Source organism: Micromonospora sp. WMMD754 (genome assembly GCF_049315235.1).
GTDB lineage: Bacteria > Actinomycetota > Actinomycetes > Mycobacteriales > Micromonosporaceae > Micromonospora > Micromonospora sediminicola.
In genome coordinates this window covers 6,379,736-6,406,289 of the sequence record NZ_CP186058.1, presented here as the reverse complement: position 1 = coordinate 6,406,289, position 26,554 = coordinate 6,379,736, and the positions used below count along the sequence as shown (strand labels likewise).

General features: G+C 72.6%; 25 protein-coding genes. 5 read left to right on the top strand and 20 right to left on the bottom strand.

The genetic code is table 11. The features are described from left to right. Positions 1-9 precede the first annotated feature (9 nt). Together ACN27B_RS29915 and ACN27B_RS29910 are read left to right on the top strand one after the other, a co-directional pair. The gene (locus ACN27B_RS29915) at positions 10-666 is read left to right on the top strand and encodes a choice-of-anchor M domain-containing protein (protein ID WP_422742633.1); all 657 of its coding nucleotides are present in this window, start codon (positions 10-12) and stop codon (positions 664-666) included. After that, complete coding sequence (locus ACN27B_RS29910; RefSeq protein WP_422746112.1) at positions 663-1,316, top strand: choice-of-anchor M domain-containing protein; 654 nt, start codon at positions 663-665, stop codon at positions 1,314-1,316. The genes ACN27B_RS29915 and ACN27B_RS29910 overlap by 4 nt, the downstream gene beginning before the upstream one ends. A gap of 171 nt (positions 1,317-1,487) precedes the next feature. On the opposite strand, the gene ACN27B_RS29905 is transcribed toward ACN27B_RS29910, so the two are convergent. The 4 genes from ACN27B_RS29905 to ACN27B_RS29890 all read right to left on the bottom strand — a co-directional run bounded on the left by ACN27B_RS29905 (position 1,488) and on the right by ACN27B_RS29890 (position 7,064). Then, entirely contained in the window at positions 1,488-1,772 is a 285-nt protein-coding gene (locus tag ACN27B_RS29905; RefSeq protein ID WP_278104872.1) for an ArsR/SmtB family transcription factor, read from the bottom strand. A gap of 144 nt (positions 1,773-1,916) precedes the next feature. Further along, on the bottom strand, positions 1,917-2,639 hold the full coding sequence (locus ACN27B_RS29900; RefSeq protein WP_422742631.1) for a TIGR03943 family putative permease subunit: 723 nt from the start codon (positions 2,637-2,639) through the stop codon (positions 1,917-1,919). Then, entirely contained in the window at positions 2,636-3,646 is a 1,011-nt protein-coding gene (locus ACN27B_RS29895; RefSeq protein ID WP_422742629.1) for a permease, read from the bottom strand. Before ACN27B_RS29895 ends, ACN27B_RS29900 begins: the two co-directional genes overlap by 4 nt. Before the next feature lie 145 nt (positions 3,647-3,791). Then, positions 3,792-7,064 carry a S8 family serine peptidase gene (locus ACN27B_RS29890; protein WP_422742627.1) on the bottom strand — a complete coding sequence of 1,091 codons (3,273 nt, stop codon included), beginning with the start codon at positions 7,062-7,064 and terminating at the stop codon, positions 3,792-3,794. A 376-nt stretch (positions 7,065-7,440) separates the two neighbouring features. Here ACN27B_RS29890 and ACN27B_RS29885 point away from each other — a divergent pair, with 376 nt between their 5' ends. Next, entirely contained in the window at positions 7,441-7,824 is a 384-nt protein-coding gene (locus tag ACN27B_RS29885) for a Fur family transcriptional regulator (RefSeq protein WP_422746110.1), read from the top strand. Between the two features lie 352 nt (positions 7,825-8,176). Here ACN27B_RS29885 and ACN27B_RS29880 read toward each other — a convergent pair whose 3' ends face one another. Next, positions 8,177-8,569 carry an SCO5389 family protein gene (locus tag ACN27B_RS29880; RefSeq protein WP_422742625.1) on the bottom strand — a complete coding sequence of 131 codons (393 nt, stop codon included), beginning with the start codon at positions 8,567-8,569 and terminating at the stop codon, positions 8,177-8,179. 670 nt (positions 8,570-9,239) lie between these two features. Here ACN27B_RS29880 and ACN27B_RS29875 point away from each other — a divergent pair. Beyond that, on the top strand, positions 9,240-9,836 hold the full coding sequence (locus ACN27B_RS29875) for a hypothetical protein (protein ID WP_422742623.1): 597 nt from the start codon (positions 9,240-9,242) through the stop codon (positions 9,834-9,836). 73 nt (positions 9,837-9,909) lie between these two features. On the opposite strand, the gene ACN27B_RS29870 is transcribed toward ACN27B_RS29875, so the two are convergent. The 9 genes from ACN27B_RS29870 to ACN27B_RS29830 all read right to left on the bottom strand — a co-directional run bounded on the left by ACN27B_RS29870 (position 9,910) and on the right by ACN27B_RS29830 (position 18,137). Further along, positions 9,910-10,479 carry a copper resistance CopC family protein gene (locus ACN27B_RS29870; protein WP_422746108.1) on the bottom strand — a complete coding sequence of 190 codons (570 nt, stop codon included), beginning with the start codon at positions 10,477-10,479 and terminating at the stop codon, positions 9,910-9,912. A 26-nt stretch (positions 10,480-10,505) separates the two neighbouring features. Then, the gene (locus tag ACN27B_RS29865) at positions 10,506-11,732 is read right to left on the bottom strand and encodes a Dyp-type peroxidase (protein ID WP_422742621.1); all 1,227 of its coding nucleotides are present in this window, start codon (positions 11,730-11,732) and stop codon (positions 10,506-10,508) included. Then, on the bottom strand, positions 11,729-12,313 hold the full coding sequence (locus ACN27B_RS29860) for a copper chaperone PCu(A)C (RefSeq protein WP_422742619.1): 585 nt from the start codon (positions 12,311-12,313) through the stop codon (positions 11,729-11,731). The genes ACN27B_RS29865 and ACN27B_RS29860 overlap by 4 nt, the downstream gene beginning before the upstream one ends. A 99-nt stretch (positions 12,314-12,412) precedes the next feature. Continuing rightward, positions 12,413-13,165: a zf-HC2 domain-containing protein gene (locus ACN27B_RS29855; RefSeq protein ID WP_422742617.1), complete on the bottom strand. Its 753-nt coding sequence runs from the start codon at positions 13,163-13,165 to the stop codon at positions 12,413-12,415. 59 nt (positions 13,166-13,224) lie between these two features. Beyond that, entirely contained in the window at positions 13,225-13,776 is a 552-nt protein-coding gene (locus ACN27B_RS29850) for a sigma-70 family RNA polymerase sigma factor (protein ID WP_422742615.1), read from the bottom strand. Positions 13,777-13,891: 115 nt separating this feature from the next. Beyond that, on the bottom strand, positions 13,892-16,060 hold the full coding sequence (locus ACN27B_RS29845) for a heavy metal translocating P-type ATPase (protein ID WP_422746106.1): 2,169 nt from the start codon (positions 16,058-16,060) through the stop codon (positions 13,892-13,894). A gap of 44 nt (positions 16,061-16,104) precedes the next feature. Next, entirely contained in the window at positions 16,105-16,329 is a 225-nt protein-coding gene (locus tag ACN27B_RS29840; protein ID WP_422742613.1) for a heavy-metal-associated domain-containing protein, read from the bottom strand. A gap of 176 nt (positions 16,330-16,505) precedes the next feature. Then, positions 16,506-17,411, bottom strand: a complete 906-nt coding sequence (locus ACN27B_RS29835; protein ID WP_422742611.1) for a hypothetical protein — start codon at positions 17,409-17,411, stop codon at positions 16,506-16,508. 33 nt (positions 17,412-17,444) lie between these two features. After that, entirely contained in the window at positions 17,445-18,137 is a 693-nt protein-coding gene (locus ACN27B_RS29830) for a YcnI family protein (protein ID WP_422742609.1), read from the bottom strand. Between the two features lie 190 nt (positions 18,138-18,327). On the opposite strand from ACN27B_RS29830, the gene ACN27B_RS29825 reads away from it, so the two are divergent. Further along, the gene (locus ACN27B_RS29825; protein WP_422742607.1) at positions 18,328-18,891 is read left to right on the top strand and encodes a sigma-70 family RNA polymerase sigma factor; all 564 of its coding nucleotides are present in this window, start codon (positions 18,328-18,330) and stop codon (positions 18,889-18,891) included. Between the two features lie 373 nt (positions 18,892-19,264). Here ACN27B_RS29825 and ACN27B_RS29820 read toward each other — a convergent pair whose 3' ends face one another. The 6 genes from ACN27B_RS29820 to ACN27B_RS29795 all read right to left on the bottom strand — a co-directional run bounded on the left by ACN27B_RS29820 (position 19,265) and on the right by ACN27B_RS29795 (position 26,504). Beyond that, positions 19,265-20,095, bottom strand: coding sequence for an ABC transporter ATP-binding protein (locus ACN27B_RS29820; protein WP_422742605.1), 831 nt, complete (start codon positions 20,093-20,095; stop codon positions 19,265-19,267). Beyond that, positions 20,092-21,198: a FecCD family ABC transporter permease gene (locus ACN27B_RS29815; protein WP_422742603.1), complete on the bottom strand. Its 1,107-nt coding sequence runs from the start codon at positions 21,196-21,198 to the stop codon at positions 20,092-20,094. Before ACN27B_RS29815 ends, ACN27B_RS29820 begins: the two co-directional genes overlap by 4 nt. Before the next feature lie 254 nt (positions 21,199-21,452). After that, complete coding sequence (locus ACN27B_RS29810) at positions 21,453-22,748, bottom strand: pyridoxal-phosphate dependent enzyme (RefSeq protein ID WP_422742601.1); 1,296 nt, start codon at positions 22,746-22,748, stop codon at positions 21,453-21,455. Further along, complete coding sequence (locus tag ACN27B_RS29805; protein ID WP_422742599.1) at positions 22,730-24,127, bottom strand: alanine racemase; 1,398 nt, start codon at positions 24,125-24,127, stop codon at positions 22,730-22,732. The genes ACN27B_RS29810 and ACN27B_RS29805 overlap by 19 nt, the downstream gene beginning before the upstream one ends. Further along, entirely contained in the window at positions 24,127-25,308 is a 1,182-nt protein-coding gene (locus tag ACN27B_RS29800) for a heavy-metal-associated domain-containing protein (RefSeq protein WP_422742597.1), read from the bottom strand. The genes ACN27B_RS29805 and ACN27B_RS29800 overlap by 1 nt, the downstream gene beginning before the upstream one ends. Then, the gene (locus tag ACN27B_RS29795; RefSeq protein WP_422742595.1) at positions 25,305-26,504 is read right to left on the bottom strand and encodes an aminotransferase class V-fold PLP-dependent enzyme; all 1,200 of its coding nucleotides are present in this window, start codon (positions 26,502-26,504) and stop codon (positions 25,305-25,307) included. The genes ACN27B_RS29800 and ACN27B_RS29795 overlap by 4 nt, the downstream gene beginning before the upstream one ends. Between the last annotated feature and the right edge of the window lie 50 nt (positions 26,505-26,554).

The window sequence follows — 26,554 nt, the reverse complement described above, 5'->3', positions numbered from 1 at the left end:
AGTCTTTACGTGCGTAGCACCGTGCGTCATCTGCTGGCGTCGGGTGTCCTGGGCGTAGCGCTGGTCGCGACGGCACTGCCCGCGCAGGCCGCCACCGCCTCGGTCGTGACGTTCAACGCCGGCCACCTCGACCTCGTCGACGTGGCCTACGAGGACGGCTCGCTGGAGATCGGCGTCCACGACGAGGACAACGACGTCGAGTACGGCGCCGACGAGGTCAAGCTGGTCGTCAAGCGCCAGGCCAAGGTCACCGTCCCCGCCGACCCCGCCTTCACGTTCCTCGGCACGCCGGGCGTGTCCAAGGTCTGGATCCTGCCGGAAATCCAGAACGACAATCTGATCTGGCCGGGCATCGCCGCCGAGGAGATCGAGGCCGGCGTCTTCACCGGCGATTCGTTGACGCTCTCCCTCCAGTCGGTCGCCGGCCCGGGTCAGCTCGCCATCTACACCGAGAACGCCGTGGGTCAGCCGAACGTCCTCGCCGACAGCGGCGACGGGCTCCCCGACGCCCTGACCGTGGACGCAGGCGACCACACGCACGCCAACTGGGCGTTCGACAAGGCCGGCACCTACTGCGTGACCTTCCGCGCCACCGGCACCCTGGCCGCCACCGGCCAGCAGGTCACCTCCGCCCTCACCACGCTGCGTTTCGTCGTGAAGGCCTGAGCGCGATGCGTATCCGCAACCGTCTTCTCGCCGGTCTGGTCCTGACCGCCGCACTGCTCGCCGGCACCACCACGCCCGTCGCCGCGGCGCCGCTCGTGCTCACCAGCGGCCACGTCGACGTCATCGACGTCGACTACGCCGCCGGCGCGCTCACCGTCAACGTCCTGGACGGCACCGGCCCCACCGACGTCGAGCGCAACCCCGCCGACGTGCTCTTCCGGGTGCCGAACACGGCCAAGGTCAGCGTGCCCGGCGGATCGTCCTGGGCCTTCCTCGGCACCGGTGGCCAGGCCTGGGTGCTGCCGCAGTCCAACACCGCCGGGCTGCTCTGGGCCGGCTGGAACACCACTGAGGTGCCCACCGGCGTCTTCCAGAACAACCGCGTCACCTTCAAGCTCACCGGCGTGTCCGGGCCGGCGGGCTTCAGCATCTACACCGTCTCCGGTGGCGCCCCGAGCGTGCTGTTCGACAGCGGCAACGGGCTGCCGGACAGCCTGAACGTCAACCGCAACACCCACGCGCACGCCAACTGGGGCTTCGACGCCGCTGGCACCTATGCCGTCACCTTCGAGGTGACCGGCAAGCTCGCCGCCACCGGCAGCACCGTCACCTCGGGACCGAAGACGTTCACGTTCGAGGTGCTGCCCTGATCGACGCGCCTGATGTCCGTCACTGTTCGGCAGTTTCCTGCGGTAGAGGCGCCACCGAACAGTGATCCCGGCCGGCGCGGAGCCCCGCCCACCCGGCTCCGCGCCGGCCGCCGACGGGACTCGGCGCACCGCCGGGAGCGGCGTTCGGCGCGTGCGGGCGCCTCGCCGTCGTCAGGGGCAGAACCTCAGGACCTCCAGCACGAGAGCGACGGCCGGTACGCCGGTGAGTCCGTAGTACATGCGGCCGCCGCCGCGGTATCGGCGCACCAGGTGGGCGTTGCGGAGCAGCCGCAACTGGTGTGACACGTTGGGCATGGGAACCTCCAACGTGGCGCTCAGCTCCGTGACGCAGGCATCGCCCTCCGTGAGGCGCCTCAGGATCCGAAGGCGTGTCGGGTGGGCGATGGCGCGCAGGAGGTCACTGATCTCCTCGACGCTGCCGGATCCGGGGGTCACGACACCGCCGGAACGGGGTGGCGTGGAACTCTGCGCATGCTCGACCGCTCCTTGCGCTCCTCGAAGTGAGCGCAACGGTAGTCATGTGCAATAGCGTCGTCTAGCTGTCAGATGTTGATATCAGCACTCGTGCAACCGTCGCGGCTACTCGTACGGCTCGGCGGGCGCGGGGATCTTCTCCCAGGTCTTCACCTGGAAGTAGGGGAGGTCGGCGTCGTTGACGGGGTCCTTGGCGGTGTGCGGGATCCACCGGCCGGTGGATCGCACCCAGGTGTTCGCCGGGCCTTCGGGAACGTCGCCGCGCAGGCCGACCTTGACGGGGATGCCGTCGGCGGCGCAGCAGGACAGCATGATGCGGGCGAGCATCGGTTCGCCGTCTGGGCCGGGGGCGAGGAACCCGGTCAGCTGGATGCGTCGGCCCTGCAACGTGCGACCGTGGTCGTAGACGGCGCGGTAGCCGTACTCGAGCAGAGACAACTCGGCCGGGTCTCCGGGACGCAGCGGAGGATAGGCGACATCCCGGTCGTCGGTCAGGGCGGAACCGGCGCGGGCCACGGTGTCGGCGCCCAGCGCCGGCGGGACGACGAAGAGAAGGGCGAGCGCCGGGAGCAGCAGCAACCAGCCGACGGCGGGACCGGAACGGCCGTGACCGTGCCCGTCGTCGTCCGGCTGGTCCTCGGGCCGGTTCAGGTGGCGCAGCTCCTGCACGAGCGCCACCAGCGCGGTGACGACCAGCAGCAGGCCGGCGGCGATGAGGAACGGGCGCAGTCCCTGTTTGACGTAGCGCAGGTAGAGATCGGTCAGGCTGGCGCGCAGGATCGCGCCGCCGAGGAAGACCAGCACCACCGCCTGCGTTCCGCGACTCACCAGATCACCGTCCCGAGTCCGGCCGCGACGAGCACGGCGAGGGCGAAGGTGGCCGGGGCGAACCGGACGGCGAACCGCCGGCCGAAGATGCCGGCCTGCATGGATATCAGCTTGAGGTCGACCATCGGACCGACCACGAGGAAGGCCAGCCGGGCGGTCAGGGAGAACTGGGACAGCGAGGCGGCGACGAACGCGTCGGCCTCGGAGCAGATGGACAGCAGCACCGCCAAAGTGGCGAGGGCGAGGACCGACAACACCGGCCGGGCCGCGAGGTCGTGCAGGAACTGCTGAGGTACGACCACGTTGATCGTCGCCGCGGCCATTGCCCCGACGACGAGGAAACCACCTGCGTGAATGACGTCGTGTCGGCAGGCGGTCCAGAACGCGGCCATCCGGGGCAGCCCGTCGAGGTGGGCGCGGTGCGGCAGGCGGATCCAGTCGGTGCGGCCCAGCCGCAGCCACATCCAGCCCATCAGCAGGGCGACCAGGAGGCTGGCGCCGCCGCGGGCGGCGACCATCTCCGGGTTGCGCGGAAACGCGACGGCGGTGGCGGTGAGCACGATCGGGTTGATCGCCGGCGCGGCGAGCAGGAACGCCAGCGCCGCGGCGGGGGTGACGCCGCGGCGGATCAGCGACCCGGCGATCGGCACCGACCCGCATTCGCAGCCCGGCAGCACCACTCCGGCCATGCCGGCCACCGGCACCGCGAGCGCGGGGTGACGGGGCAGGGCCCGCGCCCAGAACGAGCGGGGCACGAACACCGCGATGACGGCGGAGAGCACCACGCCGAAGACGAGGAACGGCACCGCCTGCACCATCACCGACACGAAGACGGTCAGCCAGGTCTGCAAGCGCGGATCGGTGACCAGCGCACCGATCTGCCGGTGCAGCACGCCGACGAGGATGAGCAGGAAGCACAGCACCTCGGTCGAGCCGACCCACCGCTCGCGGTCGGGCGCCGCCGGTTCAGCGGCCGGCGCGGTGGGAGCCTGCGGCTCGGACCGCACGGGCGCGGCAGGATCGGTGGTGCTCAGGCGAATCACCTCCCAGTTTCAACGGCCGTATCCTACAGTGATCGCCCGATTACATTGCGCCTATGGTGCGGCGATGCCCGCCCTCGTCGGCGACGGGGACGGGCATCGCGCGCATCAATCAGTTCACGGTGCCGATGGACACCGCGCCGCGGCCGACGACCGCGCCCTCGTCGGTGACCAGGTTCAGCTCACCGAACAACTGCCGACCCTCGGCCGGCGCCGCGTTGACGGTCACGGCGCCGGTGATGGTGGCGCTGGCGCCATTGGGCAGGGACACCGTGGTGCCGGGTGCGGTGACCTGGCCCAGGGCGGGGGAGTAGAACACGTCCCGGTAGTCGAACTGCGTGGTTCCGGCCGGCACCGCGTACCCGTCGACCTGCACCGTGTAGGTGCCGGGCTCGGGGTTCGGGATCGAAACCGACTCCTCGGAGTCGCCGTCGGCGGACTGGCCGACCTCGACGCCGTCACGCAGGACGGTCAGGTCCAGGTCGGCGGCCAGGTCGCTGGTGTTGCCGATGGCGACGTCCAGCCGGGTGGCGCCCGCGGGCACCTCGACGGTGTAGGTCTTGCGCTCACCGTCGGCGATGCCGTCCCGGGAGGAGGCCGAGCTGCCCAACGGACCGCCCTGACCCGTGATCACCACCGGGCCGAACATGTTCGTGACAGTCCAGGTGACCGGCGTGGACTCACCGGCGGTCACGCTCGGCAGCGTCACCACGGCCGGCTCCACCTGCACACCCTGCACGCGCGCCGTGAGCTGGAAGGGGTTGTTCAGCGACGGCGAGGTACGCCGGGCCTCCACCTCGATCTCCCAGATTCCGGGCATCGGGTTGGCGTAGTCCCGCTCCTGCGGCTTGCACGCCGCTGCGTCGGAGTAGTTGGTGTAGCAGGCGGTGCTGGCGGTGCTCTCCACCGGCACACCCCAGGGGTTGACGGCGATGAACCGGGTCTGGGAACCGGTGGCGATGCCGGACAGGTTCACCTGCAGTGCCGCCGCCCCCTCGGGGACCGAGACGAAGAAACTGGTCGTCGAGTTGCGGTCCACGCTGCCCGAGCCGGAGAACGCGTACGCCGGCTTGGTGGGCCGCTCGGCGGCGACGACGGTGTTCAGGACCTCGAAGTCGACCACCTTGGTCTTCGGATCGTCGATGCGCAGGATGGCTCCGTGGGCGCCAGCCTTCGGGGTCGCCGTCACCGGGATGGAGACGGCCTTGTTCAACGGCAGGTCCACCGACGTCGGGGCGCGGAACGTCCCGTCGTTGCCCCGCCACTGCAGCTTGTGGCGGATCACGCCGGCCGGACCGCTGGTGCGGGTGACCTTTACCTGGTAGGTGCGCGCCTGACCAGCCTTCTGGCCGCCCTGCCCGGGGGCGCAGCGGTTGTAGACGCCGGTGCCCCGGCCGGGGGTGGCGAGGAAGTCGGAGATCGGGGTGCAAACCGGCGCGCTCGCGGTGTAGCTGCGCGGGGTGACGGGCTTGGCCAGCAGCTTCCAGGCACCCGGCACGTCGAGCAGGCCGTTACCCTGCGCGTACGCCGGCTCGCCCCTGATCCAGGAGGCCGAGCTGACGACGGCCCGACGCAACGCGGCCGGGGTGACCCCGATGTCGGTCGCCCTCGCGGCCGACAGCAGCAACGCGGCGCCGCCGGTGGCCTGCGGAGAGGCCATCGAGGTGCCGTTGAACATGGCGTAGCCCGGCGGCAGCGAGTAGCCGGCCTCGGCGGCCGGCGAGCCGGCCTGCCACAGCGGGATGGTGGAGATCGCCGATCCGGGCGCGCTGATGGTCGGCTTGAAGCCGCCGTCCTCACGCGGCCCACGCGAGGAGAACGGGTGCAGCTGGTACGGCCGGCGGGTGACCGAGCCGTAGTTCGCCAGCCAGGTCTCCTGGCTGATGCTCGAGGCGACGCTGACCACGTTGTCGGCGACGGACGGGTCACCCACGGTGTTGACGCCCGGGCCGGAGTTGCCGGCAGAGATGAACATCTGCACGCCGTAGTCGTTGATCAGCCGGTCGTACAGTTCGGCGCGGGCATTGTTGGCGTCGTTGAGCGCCGGCAGGCCGCCGATGGACATGTTCACCACATCCACCTTGCGGTTGACCACGAGGTCCACCATGCCGGTGGTCAACGCCGCCGCGGTGCAGCCTCCGCCCCAGGTGCAGGCCCGGGAGGAGACCAGCTTCGCGCCCGGCGCGGCGCCGTCGAAGCGGGTGTTGCCGAGCATGTCGTTGGCCGCGGTGATGCCCGCGACGTGCGACCCGTGCGCGTCCTCGATGATGCCGATGTTGACGAAGTCCGCGGTCTGACCGGGCAGGCCCGCCGGTGCGAGGTCGACGTCCTCGCGGTACTCGACCACGAACGGCATCTGCTCACGCACCGCGGTGGCGGGATCGTCGGCGCCGAAGTGCCCGACGTCGAAGCGCTCCTTGTAGGGGCGCATCACCGGGTTGTCGGTGAAGTCACCGTCCTGGTCGGAGTCCACCCGGATGTCGTGGCTGGCCGGGTCGTAGAGGATGCCGAAGCTGTCCGAGGTGTCGCCGTCGCGGTTGACGTCACCACCGGGCTCACTGCCTTCGGTGATCTTCTCGTTGAACACGTTGAACAGCCAGGTGCCGGCCGGTGCGGTCCACTGGCGTCCGGCGGCGGTGAACGACGGGCCGGTGACCTCCGTGCGCATGGCGCGCCAGGTCAGGTCGCCCTCCAGCAGCGGGTCGGTGGCGGTAACCCAGTCGACGATCTTCCGCTCGCCCGTGGAGGTGGTCTGCAGAGCGGGGTTGTCCAGGTCGACGCCGGAGTCCATGATGCCGATGGTCACGCTGCGGCCGTCCCACGTCGGGTGCGCCTTCTTGAACGCCACCGCGCCGGTCTCGCCGGTCGGCATGTAGGGGTTGTCCGCCGGAGTCGCCGCTCCCGGACCCGACGGAGCGGCCTGCGCGGCGACCCGCCGGCCGGGCAGCGACTCCGCGCGCGGGTCGGGCAGCGTGATCGACTCGTTCAGGTCCAGCGCCGAGACACCGGGTAGCTTGGCGGCCTTGACGACCTTGTCCGTCGGGACCTGTGCCAACACGTAACCGACCTGGTCGACCCGGTGGGTGACCGTGCCGCCGAGCTTGCGGATCTCGGCGGTGACCTGGCCGGCCTTGCCCTTGTCGGTGGCGACGATGACGGTGACCGCCGGCTTGCGCTGTGCCTGGGCGTCGGCGAGCAGCCCGGCGTCGTGGCTGCTCAGCGCCTCGGCCGGCGCTTCCTTCGGTGCCTCCGCCGCCGGTGCCGGCGGTGCCGCCGGCTCGGCCGCTGCCGGGTTTGTGCCGGTCAGTGCGACCGCGCTGGTGGCGACGGTGGAGGCGAGCAGGGCGGCGAAACCGCGCCTACCCCACGGGGATGGATGTCTCACGGGCGGATTCCTCCCAGAGCAAGCGCCCGGTGACGGGCGCGACTGAAGGGGATCCTCCGCCCATCGAAAGCCATTGTCACTAAGTGCACGAGACGTTGTGACCAGGCCGTGACCATCCTGCGTTTCGGCGTTACACAGGCGACCGGGAAGAGGTGCAACGGGTGTGCGGGATGCCAGCCCAGGCCACATCGGACACCCGGGTCGCATCGGCGCAGCACTGCTAAAGTCAGCGAGACCATTGGATATATGCGCAATGCATAATGGGTACGGGTGCCAAATGATCCACGGCGAGGCACGAGAAGGCGCGCCACCAACCAGCCGCAGCGGGTCAGCCACGGAACGGAGACGGTGAACGGTGAGCGAGGCGACGACCGGCATGACCCGCAACACCCGCCAACGTGCCGAGGTGCTGGCGCTGCTGCGCGAGGTCGACGGCTTCCACAGCGCCCAACAGCTGCACCAGATGCTGCTGGATCGTCAGGCGCGTGTGGGCCTGACCACCGTCTACCGCACCCTGCAGCTGCTGGTCGACACCGGCGAACTCGACTCCACCAAGCTGCCGGGCGGAGAGCAGCTGTACCGGCGGTGCAGCCAGAGCCGCCACCACCACCACCTGGTGTGCCGCGAGTGCGGTCGCACGGTCGAGGTCGCCGGACCGGCCGTGGAGCGGTGGGCCGACCGGGTCGCCAGCCAACACGGGTTCACCGACGTCGGCCACACCATGGAGATCTTCGGAGTCTGCGGCGCCTGTGCCGCCTGATCGCCGTCCTGCGGTGGATGCGCTCGCCGCCGCCGGAACGCCCGCGCGGAGGGCATCCTCCTACCGGCCGTTCAGCATTTCGCTGCTGAGCCGGTTCTTGGTGCGCAGGGTGGTCCCCGGCCGCCTCGACGAGTCACAGCAGATGGCGTACGCCGCAAGCGCGGCGGCCACCTCCACAGCCGCCCGGCACCGTTGCGGCGAATCGACCGAGTGCGGAGCTACCCGCTCCCGCACGTCGGTGTCGATGTCGGGCGGACCGTGCGAGTAGCTCATTCCACAGGGATCGGCGTGCCCGGCGCGCAGGAACAGGTGAGCCTGGACCTGCCCGCCGGGACGTTCGGCAGTGTGGTGGTCAACAGTTGCGCAGCTCGGGTGACTGGTTGAGCAACTGCCCGCGGGTCGAGACGAACCTGCGGTAGGTATCGGAGTCGACGGCACTCAACCGGAACGCCGCCACCCGGTGGCAGTTCTGGAAGGCCAGCTTCACCCCGAAGTGGCGCTCCAGGCCGGAGCGGATCGCATCGCTGGCCAGCGCCCGCAACAGCTGACCGCGTTCGGTCTCGGTGGGCGGTGGTACGACGTTGTCGGCGAAGTCGACGGTGGAGGACCCCAACTTCTCGACCACCCGGGAGACGGTCTCCCAGGCGTACGGCAGGGAGTCGCGTACGCAGGCGACGAAGTCAGCGTCGTCCACGGGGCCCGCTTCGGCGGCTTGGAGCAGAGTTGGCGGAACGGTGAGAGACATGATCCTCCTCAGAACTCGAAACGACCATCGTTACCGTTACCGTTACCGTGCGAGCACACCACGTAGTCGCCTGGTGAGTCAACAGGCGTAGATGGCTCCAGGGTTCCGCTTGGGCTTCCTGCGCCGGAACGAACAGGCGATGACATCTGAAGCGGAAATCATTATCGTAAAGACGTCCGCGAGGTAGGGGGTACCTCAGGTGAGGCGGACCCGGCCGGCGCGGCGTCCTCTGCGGGGGTCGCACGTCGGCCGGCCTCTTGCGCCTGCGGCATCCGGTGAAGCCGGACGTCTGCCGCTGGTGCAAACGGCAACTAGATCCGTTAACGTCGCATCGGACGTCAGTCGGTACTGGTACCTCCGGCGACGACGCTCCCTGCGGTGGCGTGACGGCCTCCTCACCGGTGCTGTCGCGCCACCGGCATCAGCGGATGCGATTCTGCGCGGCTTGGACCACGGTGCCCGAGCTGCCGAGGACCTCGTTCTCCGCGCCCTACGACAGCGACCGGCCGCGTCGCAGACGCTCGCGCGGCTACCGCCAACGGGACGGGCTGCCCGAGCGGCGCTTGCAGCCCGCCGGCCGGAGCGAGGACTACCGCTTCCGCGTCCTGGGAACCGACGGGCGGCCGGCGACGCGCTCCGCGGTCGTGCATGACAAGCCCTGCATCTCGTCGTGGTGGCCCGCGACCTCACCGGCTACCAGCACCTGCACCCCACCATAGCGCCCGACGGCACCTGGAGCGTGCCGCTGAGACTCCTCCGCGCCGGCGCCTACCGCGTCTACGCGGACTTCTCCGTCCTCGCCCCGGGCGGCGCTGCGACACCGCTGGTGCTCGGCGTCGACCACCACATCCCGGGCGCGTATGCCCCGGCCACCCTGCCGCCACCGCCACCGCAGGCGACGGCGGGGCCGTGCACGGCGACCATGGCCGGCACCACGGTGCCGGTGGCGTTCGCCGTCCGCCGTGCCGGCGGCGGCGAGGTGGCGCTACAGCGCTACCTCGGCGCGTACGGACACCTGGTGGTCATCCGGGAGAGCGACCTCGGCTACGTGCACGTCCATCCTGAACTGAATGTCTCGGTGAGGCACCCGGTTCTGCCAGCCCGCTTGCGCCGCCGGCGCGATGAACGCTGCGATGGGTGTCGCCCGATCAGCGGGTCGTTCAGACCGGCGCAGGCCGTCGGGGTGCGGTGGCATCGACCGAGCTGCTGCCCGCGGGCGCGTGCAGGAGTGGCTTGCGGCCGTGCGCTTGTGGTCGGGAGGCAGTAACGCCGGATGCGGTCTGGTGCACGACGTGGAGCCTGGCATCGGGTCGGTTGGCCGGCGGGCCGCTCGCCCGCGATCAGGCGGCGCGACGACGCCGCAGGAGGAGCAGGGCCGTACCCGCCACGGCCAAGGCGGCGACCAGGCCCCCCGCGATCAGGGCCACCGGCGGGCCGGTGTCGCCGTTACCGCCAGCGGATGCGGGGCTTGCCGCGTCGGCGCCGACCGGAGTCCCAGCCGTCCCGGCTGCGGCCGACGCCGTGGGCGCGGTCGGGTCGGCGACGGTGAAGCGGTAGGAGCCCTGCACGGGGTGACCGTCGGCGGAGACCACCCGGTAGGCGACGGTGTAGGTGCCGTTGGGCAGCGGTTGGTCGATGGTGATCGTGCCGGTGGCGCCGTCGACGGCGGGCGCGCCGGTCGCGATCTTCTGTTGGCCGGCGTCGCTGAGCACGATGGTGGTGAACTCCGGGTTCAGCCGTTGCAGGAACCGCAGCGTCACCGAGGTCGGCGCGGCGGTGAGCCGGGCGTCCTGGGCCGGCGTGGCCGCCTGCAACGAGTTGTGCGCCGCGGCGGGCGCGGCCGGCGCCAGCAGCAGCGCGGCGGCGGCGAGCAGCGCGGCGAGGAGCGCTGCGGCGGCACGGGTGCGCATGGTGCGAGCGGCCTTCCTGGTCGTGGTCACGTGAGGACCTGCTGGCCGATCCAGCCGCCGTCGGGGCAGCCGGGTGGTACGGCGAACACGGCCGAGCCGATCGGGGTGGTCCACTCGTTGAGCAGGTCCCGTTCGGCGAGCCGGCGTTGGATGGGCAGGTATTGGCGGGTGATGTCGGCCTGGTAGGCGGCGAAGACCAGGCCGCTGTCGGCGTGGCCTTCCGCGGTCGGGGCGCCGTCGTAGTTGTAGGGGCGGCGCAGGATCTTCTGCCGGTCGTCGGTGACGTGCGCCCGGGTCAGGTGGGAGAAGTCCGGGATGACGGTGAGCCCGTCCGGCCCGAGCGCGGCGAAGTCCGGTTCGTCGTGCTCGGCGGCGCCGGTCAGCGGCGCGCCGGTGTCGAGGCGCCGGCCGACGGCGAGTTCCCGGTCGGTGCGGCCGAGCAGGTCCCAGGTTTCCAGGTTCATGCTGATCCGCCGCAGCACGAGGGTGGTGGAGTCGCGTAGCCAGTCCGGTCCGTCGGTGACCCACACCGCGGTGTCCAGCGGGGTGCCGGGTTTCGGGTTGGCGGTGCCGTCGAGCTGCCCGAACAGGTTGCGCTGGGTATGTCCCGGTTCGGCGCCGGCGGCACGGCGGAAGCCCTGCTGCACCCAGCGGACGGCGGCGAACGGCCGGCTGTCCTTCACCAGGACGCGCTGGGCGTGGGCGACCGTGAGCGGGTCGTCGGCGCAGATCTGCAACAGCAGGTCCCCGCCCGACCAGCGCGGTTGCAGCCGGTCGACGCGGAACGCCGGCAACTCGGCCACCGACGCCGGCCGGCGGTCGGCGCGTCCGGCGGCGGCGTACAGGCCGGGGCCGAAGCCGAAGGTGACGGTGAGCCGGGCGGGCAGCAGGCCGAGTTCCGGCTCGGTGTCGGCGAGCGACGGGCGGCCCTGGGTGAGTCGGGCGGCGTCGTCGGAGAGCAGGCGCAGCATCCGGCCGATCGCGGCCCGGTCGACGCCGGGTTTCAGGGTGAGGGCGACGAACGCGGCGTGCGCCTGCGGCTCGGTGGTGACGCCGGACTGCCGGGCGCCGTGGAACGGCTCGATCGCGTCGCCGACCTGCGCCACCGGCACCGCCTCGGGGCGTACCCCCGGGTCGTCGGGGCGGGCCGCGGCGACCGCGGCGCCGCCGGCCAGCGCGCCCCCGGCGGCGGCGCCGCCGGTGAGCAGGCCGCGCCTGCTCACCCGGCGGCCCGTGGGGGAACTTGCGGTCATGAGGCCGGGCTCATGCTCATCTCCGGCATCGGGGATTCGCCGTGGCCGGGGGCGTAGGACTCCTGGGCGCCGGTGAACGGCTTCGCCACGGCGGTGAAGGTCTGGGTGCGGCCGTCGGCGAAGGTGAGCGTGAAGCTGAGTTCGTCGCCGGCCTTCACCGGCTTGGCGATGTTCATCAGCATCAGGTGGTCGCCGCCGGGCTCCAGCGTGGCGCGGGAGTGCGCCTTGACCACGATGCCGCCCTCCTTGGGCTGCATGACCATCTTCCCGTCCTTCATGGTCATCTCGTGCAGCTCCATCGGCGACACCTCGGTGGCCGCCTTCGTGATCGTCACATCGGCGTCGCCGTCGTTGACCAGCGTGCCGAACGCCGCGGTCATGCCTTTGTCGGCGGCCTTCACCCACGGGTCGCTGATGCCGAGCACGCCGGCCGCCGCGCTCGCCGAAGCGGTCGCCGACGCCGACGGCGTGGTGGCCGACGATCCCTCGTCGGAACCGCAGGCGGCGACGGACACGGCAAGCAGGGCCGCGCCGATCAGGGCCGCCGGACGCAGGAACCGGCTGGTGGTGGTGCTGGGCATGACAGTGTCCCCTCGAAGATCGGTACTCCTGTCGTTGGTCGGGGCCGGGAGGCGGAAAGTTCCAGCCGGTGGGATCGGCCACCTCACCCGGCAGCGCGGTCACGCCGCCGCGTCGCCCCGGTGGTGCGCCGAGCCCTGAAAGGGCGCGGGCACCAGCCGCAATCCCGGTGCCGCCGCGGTCTCCTCGGACAGCCGCCACCGACCGTGCTCCCGGGCGCCGTGGTCGGCGGGGCCACCCGGTTCCACCCGGACGCGGGTCAGGGCGACCACGATGGCGTAGCCGGCCAGCAGGAACGCGTGGCTGACCAGCCGCCCCGGGTCGACCCGGCCGGTGGCCAGGTCGTTGACCGACAGCAGCACCAGCGTGCCGACGAACGCGGACAGCATCGGCACCAGCCCGGTGGGCGGGGTGCGCCGGGCGGCGACGAACAGGAACCCGGCACCGACCGCCACGTTCCAGGCCGCCGACTCGTGCCAGAGGTGGCCGGACGTCAGGGCCCCACCCACGTCGTGCTGGTGGCCGCCGGTCGGCCCGCGCCCGACCTGGGCGAGACCGAGCACCAGTTGCAGTGTGCCCACCAATCCCAGCGTGGCCCGCAGGCCCAGCGTGATCCGCTGCCGCCACGGTCGCCGGGGCCGCTCGGGCAGGGCGGCCAGGATCGCGTCGGTGCGGTCCACCGCGGCGTCGGTGAGGGTGAGCCGGGCGCGGCGGGACACCGCGGCGGCGCGGTCGTACCAGGTGCGGCAGGGCCCACAGTCGGCCAGGTGTTGCTCGACGGCCGACCGCTCGGCGGCGGTCTCCTCGCCGTCGAGTTGAGCTGACAACACCTCACGCCACTGCGCACACCCCATGGTCGGGTAGTCGTCGCGAGGGCGTCGCTGGTTCCCGCGTCCTGCTGGTGACCTGCGGGTCATCCGACGGCGTCGCCCCGGCCGGGGCGGGCCCGCATCGCGGCGACAAGGTCCTCCCGAGCGCGGGCGACGCGGGAGCGGACGGTGCCGACGGGGCATCCGCACAGCTCGGCGGTCTCGGCGTAGGACATGCCGAGCAGTTGGGTGGCGACGAACGCCTCCCGCCGGTCGGCGGGCAGCGCCGCGATCAGGTGTTCCAGGGCGACCCGTTGGTCGAAGCCGCTGTGGTGACGGTCGGCGACCTCGTGCGTCTCGGGCAGCGGCACCGTGCGGGGCCGCGCCGTGATGGTCCGTACCCGGTCGACCGCGACCCGTTGGGCGATCGTCAGCAGCCAGGTCCGGGCGGAGGACCGGCCGGCGAACGACGGCAGCGACCGCACGGCGCGCAGGTAGGTCTCCTGGGTGAGGTCGTCGGCCTCGGCGGGGGAGGCGATCGCGGCGAGGTAGCGCCACACGGAGGTCTGCGTCGCCCGGACGAACTGGGTGGCCGCCTCGTGGTCACCCTGACCGGCCGCCAGCGCCCAGGCGGTGACCTGCGCTTCGTCCGTCACGTCCGTTCCCTTCCGTCCCGGTGGTGTCCTGCCGGATCACTGATAACGACAGCTTGTAGTAGAGGCCGTCGGGAAGCCTACGGCATCGTGTGTGACCGTCTTCCAGACGTACGGTTCACAGGCCCGAACGGATCAACGCAGGCTGCCACCGGGTCAGCCGGAGGCTGTTGAGCACCACCAGGAGGCTGGACGCGGCCATCGCCGCCCCCGCCACCATCGGGTTGACCAGCCCGGTCGCCGCCAACGGGATCATGAGCGTGTTGTAGGCGAACGCCCAGAACAGGTTGCCCTTGATGGTGCGCAGGGTGGCCCGGGCCAGCGCGAGCGCGTCCACGGCGGCGGTCAGGTCCACGGTCCCGGCGTCGGCGCGCACCAGGGTGACGTCGCTGGCCTCGATGGTGATGTCGCTGCCGGTGGCGACCGCGATGCCGAGGTCGGCCTCGGCCAGCGCCGCCGCGTCGTTGACGCCGTCGCCGACCATGGCCACGGCCCGGCCCTCGGCGCGCAGCCGGCGTACGGTGGCGGCCTTCTCCTCCGGGCTGACCCCGGCGTACACCTCGATCGGCCCGACCAGCGCGGCCACCGCCTCGGCGGCGGCGGGGGTGTCGCCGGTCAGCAGGACGGGCCGCAGGCCCGCGTCGCGCAGCCGGGCCACGGTCGCGGCGGCGGTGTCGCGCAGGCCGTCGGCGACGGTGACCCATCCGAGCAGGTGACCGTCGCGGGCCACGTACACGACACTGTCGGCGCCGGTGGTCTCGGGCACGGTGACGCCGGCGTCGGCGAGGTGCCGGGCGCTGCCGACGATGATCCGGGCGCCGTCGAGCGTGCCGGCGGCACCGCGTCCGGGCGTGGCGTGGAAGTCGGTCGCGACCGGCAGGCCGGTGCCGCAGCGCTGCCCGGCGGCGATCACGACGGCCTGCGCGAGCGGATGCTCGGAGCAGGACTCAACCGCCGCGGCGGCGCGGAGCAACTCCACCTCGTCGACCCCGGTGGCGGGGTGCAGCGCGGTGACCCGCATCCGGCCGGTGGTCAGCGTTCCGGTCTTGTCGAACACCACGGTGTCGATGCGGTGGGCGGACTCCAGCGCGGCGGCGCCCCGGATGAGCACGCCGAGTTGAGCGCCGCGGCCGGTGCCGACCAGCAACGCGGTCGGGGTGGCCAGGCCGAGGGCGCACGGGCAGGCCACAATGAGCACCGCGACCGCCACCCCGACCGCGGTGGCGGCGGGGGCGAGGACCAGCCATGCCGCGGCCGTCGCCACGGCGATCACCAGCACGAACGGGACGAAGATGCCGGCGATGGTGTCGGCGAGGCGTTGCACCCGGGCTTTGCCGGCCTGGGCCTCGGCGACCAGCCGGGTGATCTGGGCCAGGCGGGTGTCCTCGCCGACACGGGTGGCCCGCACCACCAGCCGGCCGCCGGTGTTGACAGTGCCGCCGGCGACCGGGGAGTCGGGGCCGACCTCGACCGGTACGCTCTCGCCGGTCAGCAGCGAGGCGTCGACCGCGCCGGCACCGGTCTCCACGACACCGTCGGTGGCGATCCGCTCCCCGGGCCGGACCACGAAGCGGTCCCCGACGTGCAGGACGGTCACCGGCCGCCGGTGTTCCCCGCCGTCGGCGTCGAGGACCGCGACGTCCCGGACGCCGAGTTCGGCCAGGCCGCGCAGCGCGGAACCGGCGCGCCGGCGGGCTCGGGCCTCGAGCCAGCGCCCGACGAGCAGGAAGGTGACCAGGCCGGCGCCGACCTCGAAGTAGAGGGCGTGGCCGTGGCCGCCGGTGAGGGAGAAGGTCATCGTCAGGCCCGGCCGCCCGGCGTCGGTGGCGAGCAGCGCCCACAGGCTCCACAGGTACGACACCAGCGCGCCGAGACTGACAAGCGTGTCCATGGTGGCGGCGCCCTGGCGGGCGTTGGCCAGCGCGGCGCGGTGGAACGGCCAGCCCGCCCACGCGACCACCGGGGCGCTCAGCGCCGCGACGACCCACTGCCAGCCGGTGAACTGCAGCGCGGGCGCCATGGACATCGCCATGACGGGGACGCCGAGCGCCACCGCGCCGGCGAGCCGCAGGCGCAGCGGGCGGTCCTGGTCGGTGTCTGGGGCGTGCGTGCTCGGCGGTTGGGCGGTGTAGCCCAGCGCGGTGACGACCGCGACGAGGTCCGTGACGGGCACGGAGGTCGGGTGGGTGACGGTGGCCGTGGCGGTGGCGAAGTTGACAGTGGCCCGTACGCCGTCGATGCGGTTCAGTTTGCGTTCGATCCGGTTCGCGCAGGCCGCGCAGGTCATCCCGCCGACACTGAGCGGGGTCAGCGTCAGCTGCGCCGGGGCGGTCACGGCCGGGCCGCGGTCAGCTCGAACCCGGCCTCGTCCACGGCGCGGCGCACCGCGTCCGCAGGCGGCAGGGTGTCGCTGCGGACGGTGACCAGGGCGGCGGCGAGGCCGACGGTGACCTCGCGGACGCCGGGCAGCGCGCTCAGCGCAGCGGTGACGGACTGGACGCAGTGGTCGCAGCTCATGCCGAGCACGTGGTAGGTGGACTCCACGACAGACCTCATCTTCGGTGGATGGATCCCGAGCATCGGGCGGGCGGCGGCGTGCCCTCGCGCCGTGGGTGAGCGCCGCGCCGCGGTAGCCCTTCGCGGCGCGCGTGACGTGTCCCGGCTCACGAATATGGTACGGACTGCGGCGCGCTACGGATTACCGAATGGTGCGCCATTTTGTGTGCCGCCTGTCATTGGCCCAATGCCTGGGCGGCCTCGGCGCGGAGATGACCCCGGGACAGGTCGGACGGTCGGGTCGCCAGCGCTACCTGGAGCACGTGCGCGTCGAGCATCGGCAGATGCAGCAACCAGCCCGGGTCGGGATCCGCGGCGGCTGCTGCAGCACTCGCGCGCAGCGCGCGTAGGCGGCGGTCGACGCCCATCCGGCGGCGCGTCTGCCGGCCGGGTGGCAGCAGGGATTCGATGCCGGTCGGCAGCAGCGTGAGCGGGCCCCGCGGTGAGTCCATCGGCACGGGGTGACCGTCGAGGAGCCGGCGGGCCGCGTCGTCGGCGTCGATCGTGGCGCCGAGCGTCGACACGCGGCTGCGCACGGCCGTGCGCAGCCGTTGCGCGAGCAGCGGGCCGGTCACCGTCGCCGGCGTGTCGGCCCGCGGCGGCGCCCAGTACGGTTCGAGCCGGTGGGCGCCGTCGTCGTAGAGGTGCACGCCGCTCGCCTTGGGCACGGCGCCGTCGCCGTGGGGATATGAGGTCAGCTCACCGGCGGTGAGCCGCAGCCGATGCAGGCCGGCGACGTCTCCGGCGGCGTAGCTGCCGTACGGCGTGCGGACGAACGTGAGGAAGCTGCCGGGCAGGCGGGCGAGGGCACCCGGATCGTAGCGGTCGGCGGATCGGATCACCTGCTCGGCGAGCGCGCGTTCGGGCAACCCGCAGGCGCCGATCAGCACCACCCGCAGCGCGTCGGTGTCGATCTGTCGGACGGTCCAGCGCGGCCACCGCCCGGACAGCCACGGGCGGCCGGAGACGGGGTCCAGGATCACCGTCTCGTCGGCGCCGGCGCCGACCTCGGGCGACGTGCGGGGACGGTGGACGTGGACGTGACACCGGCCGCGCGGCGGACCGGTTCGCTGGTCGGTCATCGGCGGCACCCGTCCCGCGTGAAAGTCCACCGGTCAGCGTCGACCCGCGGTGGCGGTAGCCCGGTTGACCAGCGCCAGCAGCAGCGCGGCTGCGGCGAGCACGAGCGCCGCGACACCCACGGCCAGCGACACGGCCGCCGGCGGGGCGCTGTCGCGTGCGGCGGTGCCGCTGGCGATCGGCATGCCGTGCTCGTCCACCGCGCCGCCGGCGTCGCGGTCCAGCCGCAGGACCACCGCCGGGTTCTCCGGCTCGGGCTTCCCCGTCTCGGGTTCCTCGATCCATCGGGCGACCTGCCCGTCGGAGTAGGTCTGCAGCGCCTTGAACACCACCCGGTCGCCGCCGTCGGGCAGCGGGCCGAGCGAGACCCGGAACTCCTGGAACTGGTCACCGTCGATCGCCGCGTCCGGGGTGAGCGCGGTCCACGTGACCGCGCTGACGCGGCCGCCGCCGCCCGGCTGGGTCCGCTCGACCACCGCACGCCAGCCGGCCAACTCGTGCACGGCGGCGGAGTCGATCGGCGTCGAGGCGGGCAGGACGAGACGCAGTCCGACCGTGGTGGCGTCCGCGCGTTCGTTGGGCACCCGGAACGTCAACGTGGTGGTCGTGCCCGGGGCGGCCTGCGCGGGGCTGACCGACACGTGCGCGTACGCCGGTCCGGCCGCCGCCGCGGCGCCGGCCAGGCCGGCCAGGAGAAGGACGATGCCGCGTGCCGTGCGACCTGCCATTGGTTCGCCTTTCAGTCGGTCCACGTCGGTCGTGGTGGGCTGGTGTGGATGCCGCACCGTGCCGACGGGCCGGCCGGTCGGTGGCCGGCAGGGTTCTCGCCGCGACGGGACAGTGCACGCGGCTCATGCCGTAGTCTGCGGAGCAGCTACTACTACACGTTGTCGTGTGGGGCGTGCGGAGGTGCCGAGGGTGATGGACGACGCGCAGGTCACCGCGTGGGCGCTCGCAGCCGGCCGGGGTGACCGGGAGGCCGCGGCGGCGTTCGTCCGGGCCACCCAGACGTCGGTGTGGCGGTTCCTCGCCGCGCTGACGTCGGCGGCGGAGGCCGACGACCTGGCCCAGGAGACCTACCTGCGGGCGTGGCGGTCCCTGCCGTCGTTCGCCGGGCGGTCGTCGGCGCGGACGTGGCTGTTGAGCATCGCCCGCCGGGTCGCCGTCGACAACGTGCGGATGGCCGCCACCCGCCCGCGTACCGTGGCGATGACCCTGCCGGAGGACCTGGTCGACGTCAACGGCGGCTTCGACCGGGCGATCGCGGTGGAGCAGCTCGTCGCCGCGCTGCGCCCCGAGCGGCGGGTGGCGTTCGTGGCCACCCAGTTGCTGGGCATGTCGTACGAGGAGGCCGCCGAGGTCTGCGGCTGCCCGGTGGGCACGATCCGGTCGCGGGTCGCCCGGGCCCGCGAGGACCTCATCGAGGTTCTCGCCACCGGGTCGCCGGGGAAGCGGCGGGGCGACGGAGGCGCGGCGGGCTGACCGCGCTCGGCATTGGCCGGCGCGGGTGGGAACCATCATGAGGTCGGCGGCGACTACCGACATGTGGGGTGTGTCCGGTGGCGTGAGGTGTTGTCGAGCCAGCTCGACGGCGAGGACGCGCCCGGGCAGTGGGACGTCGCGCAGCGGCACCTGACGTCGTGTGAACCCTGCCGTCGGTGGTACGACGATGCCGCGGCGATCACTCGTCGCACGCGGATGACGCTGGTCCGCGACAGCGTCGATGTCACTGAGGTCGTCCTGGCCGCGTTGGCCGCCGGGCCCAGGCGGCATCGGTGGTGGGGGCTGCGCGCCCTGCGGTAGGTGCGGCGCTCGGTGGTTCCGGGGCCATCCGGCGGGCGCTTCCGTTGGTGGGTCATGCCGTCGAGGCGGCCGTGCTGCCCGCGTCGGTGCCGACGCGGCGGCTGGGCGGGCCGGCCGGGTTCAGGGCGGCGACGACCAGATGGGGCCGGCCGGTCAGCGGGTGGGTGGTGAACGCCCCCCGGACGCCGAAGACGTCCGTCAGCCGCTGGGGAGTCAGCACGTCGGCCGGACCGCCGGCGGCGACGACCCGCCCGCCGTGCAGGAGCACCAGTTCGTCGCAGTAGGCCAGCGCGTGGTCGAGGTCGTGCAGGGCGCAGACGGTGGTGAGGCCGAGGTCGCGGACCAGGTCGAGCAGTTCGAGTTGGGCGCCGATGTCCAGGTGGTTGGTGGGCTCGTCGAGCAGGAGGACAGGCGTCTGCTGGGCGAGCGCCCGGGCGAGCAGCACCCGCTGCCGTTCGCCGCCGGAGAGCGTGGCGAACAGCCGGGACTGCGACCAGGTCATGCCGACGCGTTCGAGCGAGCGTGCCACGAGCGCACGGTCGTCCGCGGTCTCCCGGTCGAGCAGGCCCTGGTGTGGCACCCGGCCCAGGGCGACGACGTCCCGGACGCTGAAGTCGTTGTGCAGCTCCTGGTCCTGGGTCACCACGGCGCGTAGTTGGCCGGCCTTGCGGGCGGATAGGTGCCACACGTCGGTCTGCCCGATCAGGATCGCGCCGCGATCCGGGCGGATCGCGCGGTAGATGCTGCGCAGCAGCGTGCTCTTGCCGGATCCGTTCGGCCCGACCAGGCCGATGACGGCGCCGGTCTCGGCGGTCAGCGCGGCGTCGTCGAGGATGACATGACCGTCGATGGTCACCCGGAGGTCCGTGGCGGTCACTCTCATCGGAGGGCACCTGCCCGTCGCCGCATCAGCCACAGGAAGAACGGGGCGCCGAGCACGGCCGTGAAGATGCCGATCGGCATCTCGTTGGGCCGGTCGAGGGTCCGTGACAAGAGGTCGACCAGCACCAGGAACAGCGCGCCGAGCAGTAACGACACGGGGACGACGCGGCGGTGGTCGGGGCCGACGAGCAGCCGCACCGCGTGCGGCACCATCAGCCCGACGAAGCCGATGCCACCGGCGACGCTGACGACGGTCGCGGTGAGCAGCGACGCGACCAGGAGCAGGCCGATCCGCAGCCGGTTGACGTCGATGCCGAGGCCGGTCGCGGAGTCCTCGCCCATGGTGAGCGCGTTGAGGCGTCGACCCTGGGTGGCCAGCCAGAGCGCACAGGCCACCAGGGCGACGGTGGGCGCCGGCAGGTCTGTCCAGGACGCGCCGGCGACCGAGCCGAGCAGCCAGAACATGGTGCCCCGCAGTTCGGTCGGGTCGGCCTGCAACTGGACGTAGCTGGTGAGCGCGGAACCCAGGTAGGCGACCGCGACACCGGCGAGGATGAGCCGGGTCGCGGACACCCGGCCGGAGCGCTGTGCCAGGCCGAGCACCACGACGACGGTGGCCAGCGCGCCCAGGAAGGCAGCGCCGGACACCCCGACGGTCGTGGTGAGCGCGGTGACGGTGGTGAGCGCCACCACGGCCCCCAGCGACGCGCCGGAGGAGACGCCGAGCAGGTAGGGGTCGGCGAGCGGGTTACGCACCAACGCCTGCAGGCAGACACCGGCCACGCTCAGCCCGGCGCCGCTGACCGCGGACAGCAGCACCCGCGGGGTCCGGAAGTCCCAGACGATCTGGTCGTACAACAGGTTCTGTTCGCTGTTGCCGGGGGTCAGGTGCGCCCAGGTGACCGCGAAGACGTCGGCCAGCGGCACCGCGACGGTGCCGATCGCGATCGCCACGCTGGTGGCCAGGACGAGCCCGGCCAGCAGCCCTCCGATCAGGAACGGTAGAGCCCGGTCCGAGATGGGATAGGGCGCGCGGACGGCGGCGTCCCGACCTCGGCGATCGGTGCGGCGGCCGGCACGCTCAACCGGCGGCGCGGACGGCATCGCTGATCCGTGTCACCGAGACTGGGTGGGGCGGCCCGACGGGATCGCTCGGTCGCAGCATGTGAGGTTCGGCCTTCCGGGTCACCTCCGCCGCGGCGGAGGTCGAGGTGGCGCCGTGCCCGTGCCGGCATCACCGTTCTGCGGTGCGTCTCAAGGGGTCGGCACCTGGTTAGTCGGCGCGTCCCCGGCGGCGGTTCCCGGCACTTTTCCCGCATCCGGCACACGGTGGCACCGCACTGCGACCAGCACCGCGCTCACCGGGCGCCGCGAACCGCCAGCGGCAGGCCCGCGTCGCGCCAGGCCACGATGCCGCCGGCGAGGCTCACCGCGTCCTGGCCGTGCCGGCGGGCCAGCGCCGCGATCCGTACGGAGCGGTCCCCGACCGGGCAGACCAGGACGACCGTGGCGTCGGGCGGGAACGGTGAGCCCTGCTCGAGTGAGTCCTCGAGTTGGTCGTCGCGGATGTTCAGCGAGCCGGGCACGTGCCCGATGCGGTAGGCCATGCCCCCGCGCGTGTCCACCACGACGACCCGTTCCCGGCGGGCGTGCAGCTCCTCGGGTTCCCACCGGGGCACCGCGTCCAGGTCGGCCGCCGTCGGGTGCCGGGCCGTCGCGCCGAAGCGTTCGGGTCGGCGTTTGCGCAGGTAGGACAGGTACGACTCGATACGGTCGCAGACGATGAACACCGCCCGGACCGGTCCGTCGCCCGGCGGTCGGCGGCGCAGGACGTCGAGCGTGGCCGCGTAGCTGGCCCCGCTGGTCGGCCCGGCCAGGACGCCGTGGCGGGTGGCGAGCTCGACGGTGGCGTCGACGGCGACGCCGGCATCGACCGGGACGATCTCGTGGTAGAACTCCGGCTGGAACAGCCCGACGTCCCACAGCTCCGTCTCGGAGCGGATGCCCGGGATGAAGTCGCCGCGTCGGGCCACCACCCCGACCGTACGCAGGTCGGGGTTCATCTCGCGCAGCGCGGTGGCGGCGCCGCGGGTGGACCCGGTGGTGCCGAGACCGCCGACGAGGTAGTCGACGTGGCCGAGGTCGGCGGCGATCTCGGCGCCGGTGCCGTGGTGGTGGGCCTCGATGTTGCGTTCGTTGGTGTACTGCGACAGGTGCAGGTAGGCGTCGGGGTCGGCGGCGAGTTGCTTCTCGATGACGCTGAACACGTCGTCGGGGGCGGTCGGGTCGGGGCATTCGGACAGGCCGGGCAGCTCGTGGACGTCGGTGCCGAGCCAGCGCAGCAGGTCGCGGATCTCGTCGACGCGGACCCGGTTGGTGTAGGCGCGTACGGCGAGCCCGTGCATGGCGGCGAGGATCCGCAGCGCCTTGGCGGTGTTGCCGCTGGACGCCTCGATCAGGGTGCGGCGTTGCGCGACGGCGGTGGGGAGTTCGTCGCGCAGCATGCCCCAGGCGACCCGGTCCTTGACCGACCCGAACGGGTTGTGGGATTCCAGCTTGGCGTAGAGCTCGACGTGGGGCAGCCCGTGGCGGGCCGGGTCGAGGCGCAGCAGCGGGGTGTCGCCGATGAGTTCGGTCACGTCGTGGTAGAGCATTCCTCGTCTCCGTCCGTCGAGACCGTGAAATCGTCGCCGGTGACCCGTACCGCGACCTTGGGTGGGCGGGGGTGCATGAGGGCCGGCGCGGCCGACAGGTCCATCTGGTAGGCGGCGGTGTTGACGAAGACCATCAGGTCTCCGGGGCGGGGCAGCGCGGGCAGCCGGACGAGGTGGTTGCTGACCATGTCGCGTTCCAGGCACAGGTTGCCGGCGAGGAACACCTCACAGGGACCGTTGTCCGGCGTGCCCCGGTATAGCACGATCGGATCCAGCATCACCTCCTGGTCGGCCGGGGTGAGCATGTCGCGGCTCAGGTCCAGCGTCACCAGGATGCTGCCGTCGGGTGCCCGCTTGGTGAACTCGACCGCGGCGACGGTGAGGCCTGCGCCGTCGACAAGCGCCTTACCCGGCTCGGTCCACAGCTCCAGCATGCTCTCGCCGATGGTCTCCGCGACGGTGCGGCCGCCGGTGAGCGGCCGGTCCAGCAGCTCGCGCAGTTGCCGCACCCCGGGCGTGGCGTTGGCGTAGCGGTGGAAGACCGGGGTGCCGCGCAGCGCGCCGATCCGGTCGACCTGGTAGCCGAAGGTGTAGTCGCCCCACCCGAGCCGGGGTCCGCGCCCGAGCAGCCCGCGTCGCAGCTCGCCGACGTAGGCGTCGAACTCGTCTGGCGCGGCCAGGTACGCCTGCCGGAACCCCCCGCCGATGTTCACCACCCGCGGGGTCAGCCCGTAGGTGTGGGCGCGCTCGACCAGACGCAGGGCGACGTCGACGGTGTGCAGCTTCTCGTCGACGTCGGCGGTGTCCAGGTGGAACGAGACGCCGCGCAGGTCAACCGCGTCGAGGCGGGAGCGGATCAGGGTGAACGCGTCGTCGAACTGCTCCGGGGTCATCCCGAACCGGCTGACGCGCCGGCCGCCGGACAGGCGCAGCAGGACCGGCACCGGCCGCGCCGCCAACTCGGTGACCCGGTGCAGCTCCCACAGGTTGTCGATGTTGACCACCGGGCCGGCCGGGTCGACCAGCCGCCGCAGCAACCGCTCGCCCTTCGGCCCGGTGACCTCGATGCGGTCGTCGGGGAAGCCGCACTCCCGCGCGTGCGCGAGTTCACCGGCGGAGGCGACGTCGATGTCGATCCCCGCGTCGTGGGCCGCCCGCACCAGCGTCCGCGACTGGTTGGCCTTGTGCGCGTAGAAGATCCGGTACGGCAGACGGTAGCCGTCGAGGGCGTGGCGGAACGCCTCGACGTTGTCGGACAGCACCTGGGGGAACACGACGTTGGCCGGGGTGCCGTGCCGGGCGGTCAGGTCGAACAGCACGTCGGGCCGGTCGAGCAGCGCACTCGTCGGAGCGGTGAGGCGGGGCCGGAGTCCGGCCACTAGTCCGCCAGCACGGTGTAGCCGGAGTCGCGGATCGCCGCGAGCGCCCGCCGCCGGTTGCGGGGGCTGCGGAAGTCGGCGACGACGCGCTTGGACTCCAGGTCGACCTCGTGGACGGTGACGTCCATGCCTTCGAGCACACTGCGGATAGTCATCTGGCAGTGCTTGCAGTTCATGTCCGGCACGTGGAACACCCCGCCGGTGTCACCGTCGACGCCCGATGTGTCGTGCGGCTCCTCGACGACGTCGAGGCAGGCGACGACGGCGACGAACGTCTCGACGTAGGCGTCCACCACCGCCGGCAGCACGGTCGGCAGCGCCAGGCAGCGGGGCCGCGTGCGCGGGTCGAGCAGCGCGTACTGCCGGGAGATCAGGTCGAGCTGGTCGTGGTAGCGGTGCACCGCGGCCTCCACGCTCAGCCCCTCCTCGCCGGTGGCCCGCGCCATCACCGAGTGCGCCTGCGCGATGGTCGCCTCCTTCATCCGCCGCAGCGTCTCGACGCTGCCTGCGGTGTAGCGCAGCGTGCCATCCGGGGTGGCCTCCAGCCGCACCGGGATCATCCCGCGCCGGTAGGTGGAGGCCTGCAACTCCCAGTACCACTGGCTGGCCACCGCCGTGAACAGCCCACCGCGGGCCATCGCCCGGGCGAAGGTCCCGGCGTCGTCGTGGGGTGTCTGCCCCGCCAGCAGGGCGTGCTGGGCGAGTGCCCGCCCGGCCGCCTCCACGCCGATGCGGACGATGTCCCGCGGGTCCCGGTCGGTCGTGGTGCCGTCCAACACCGCCCGGTCGCCGTCCCCGAGGGCCGCGACGCGCGCGGCGAAGCCCGGGTTGGCGTCCAGGCGCCGCCACAGCGCGAGCGTGGTCTCCCGGACCGCGATCGGCACGACCGGACCGAGCCCGCCGTCGACAAAGTGCCCGGTGTTCGGTACGCCCGCGGAGTCGGTCCAGGTGATCCGGTGGGTGGCGCTGGTGACCTCGGCCGGGGTGCACGGCCGCATGAACCGTTCCAGGTAGAGCCGCTGGGACAGCGTCAAGTGACTGCCCGGCTCGGTGGCCAGCCGGTGCGACCGGAAGGACACCGGCGGCGGCGCCGCCCACGGCACCGTCGGGAACAGATCGGATCCGGCGAGGTCCGCCAGGATCCGGGACGCGCCCGCGCGGTCGTAACGAGGGGTGGTCATGGGCGGTGGACCTCCTTCGCGATGTCCCGGACCAGGTCGGCCAGGCGGTCGACCTCGTCCGGGCTGGTGTAGGCGTGGGTGCTGACCCGCACGGAGTCCAAGTGAGCCGGGGCGCCCGGCAGGCAGTGGGTGCCGGTGCGCACGTACAGGCCGTGCGAGGCGGCCACGAACCCCACGTCGGCGGCCTCGATCCCGGCGATGCGGAACGAGACGATCCCGTACCCGACGTCGCACCCCGCCGCGGCCACCCCGGGCAGGAACTCGACCCCGCGGACGGTGGCCAGCCGGTCGACGAGGCGGCGGGTCAGCGCCCGGTCGTGCGCGGCGATCGCCTCGACGCCGATGTCGGTGACGACGTCGACGGCAGCGCCCAGCGTCGCGATGCCCACCAGGTTCGGGGTGCCGCCCTCCAGCAGCCCGGGCATGGCCGCGCCGCCGTCACCGCCGGGCAGGAACGGCGCCAGCGTGTCGTGGTGCCGGCGGGCGACGTAGAGCGCGCCGATGCCGGGGGCGGCGAACATCTTGTGCCCGCTGAACGCCGCGAAGTCGGCCCGCAGCGCGCCGACGTCGACCCGCACGTGTCCGGCGCTCTGGCTGCAGTCGAAGCAGCGCGGCACCGGTCGGTCGAGTTCCTCCAGGGTGGTCAGCGAGCCGAAGACGTTGTGCAGGTGGCTGGTCGTGATCAGCCGGGTCCGGGGGCCGATCCTGGCCTCGACGTCGGCGATGTCGACCTCGCCGACCGCGGTGACCGTGTAGGGGACGAGGTGGACGGTGACGCCGCGCCGTCCGAGGTGCCGTTGCAGGTTGCGCCACGGCGCCACGTTCGACGCGTGGTCGAGCGGGTTGTAGAGGATCTCGTCGCCGTCGTCGAGGTTGGCCAGACCCCAGCACAGCGCCACCGCGTTCAATGACGCCGTCGCGCCGGAGGTGAAGACGACCTCGTCCGGGCCGGCGGCGCCGATCATCTCGGCGAGGCGGGTCCGGACGTCCTCCACCTGCCTTGCGGCGCGGGTGGCCCACGGGTAGGCGCCCCGGCCGGCGTTGGCGGTGCGGTCACCGAGGTAACGCCGCGCGGCCTCGATCACGGCGGCCGGCTTCTGTGTGGTGGAGGCGGAGTCCAGGTAGGCCACTCCGGGGTTGGCGGCGAGGGCCGGGAAGCAGTCCCGCACCGTTCGGCCGCCGAGCAGCAGGGTCATCTCTCCTCCCGTCGACGCCCGGTGACGGCGGCATTCACCCTCATGCCCGT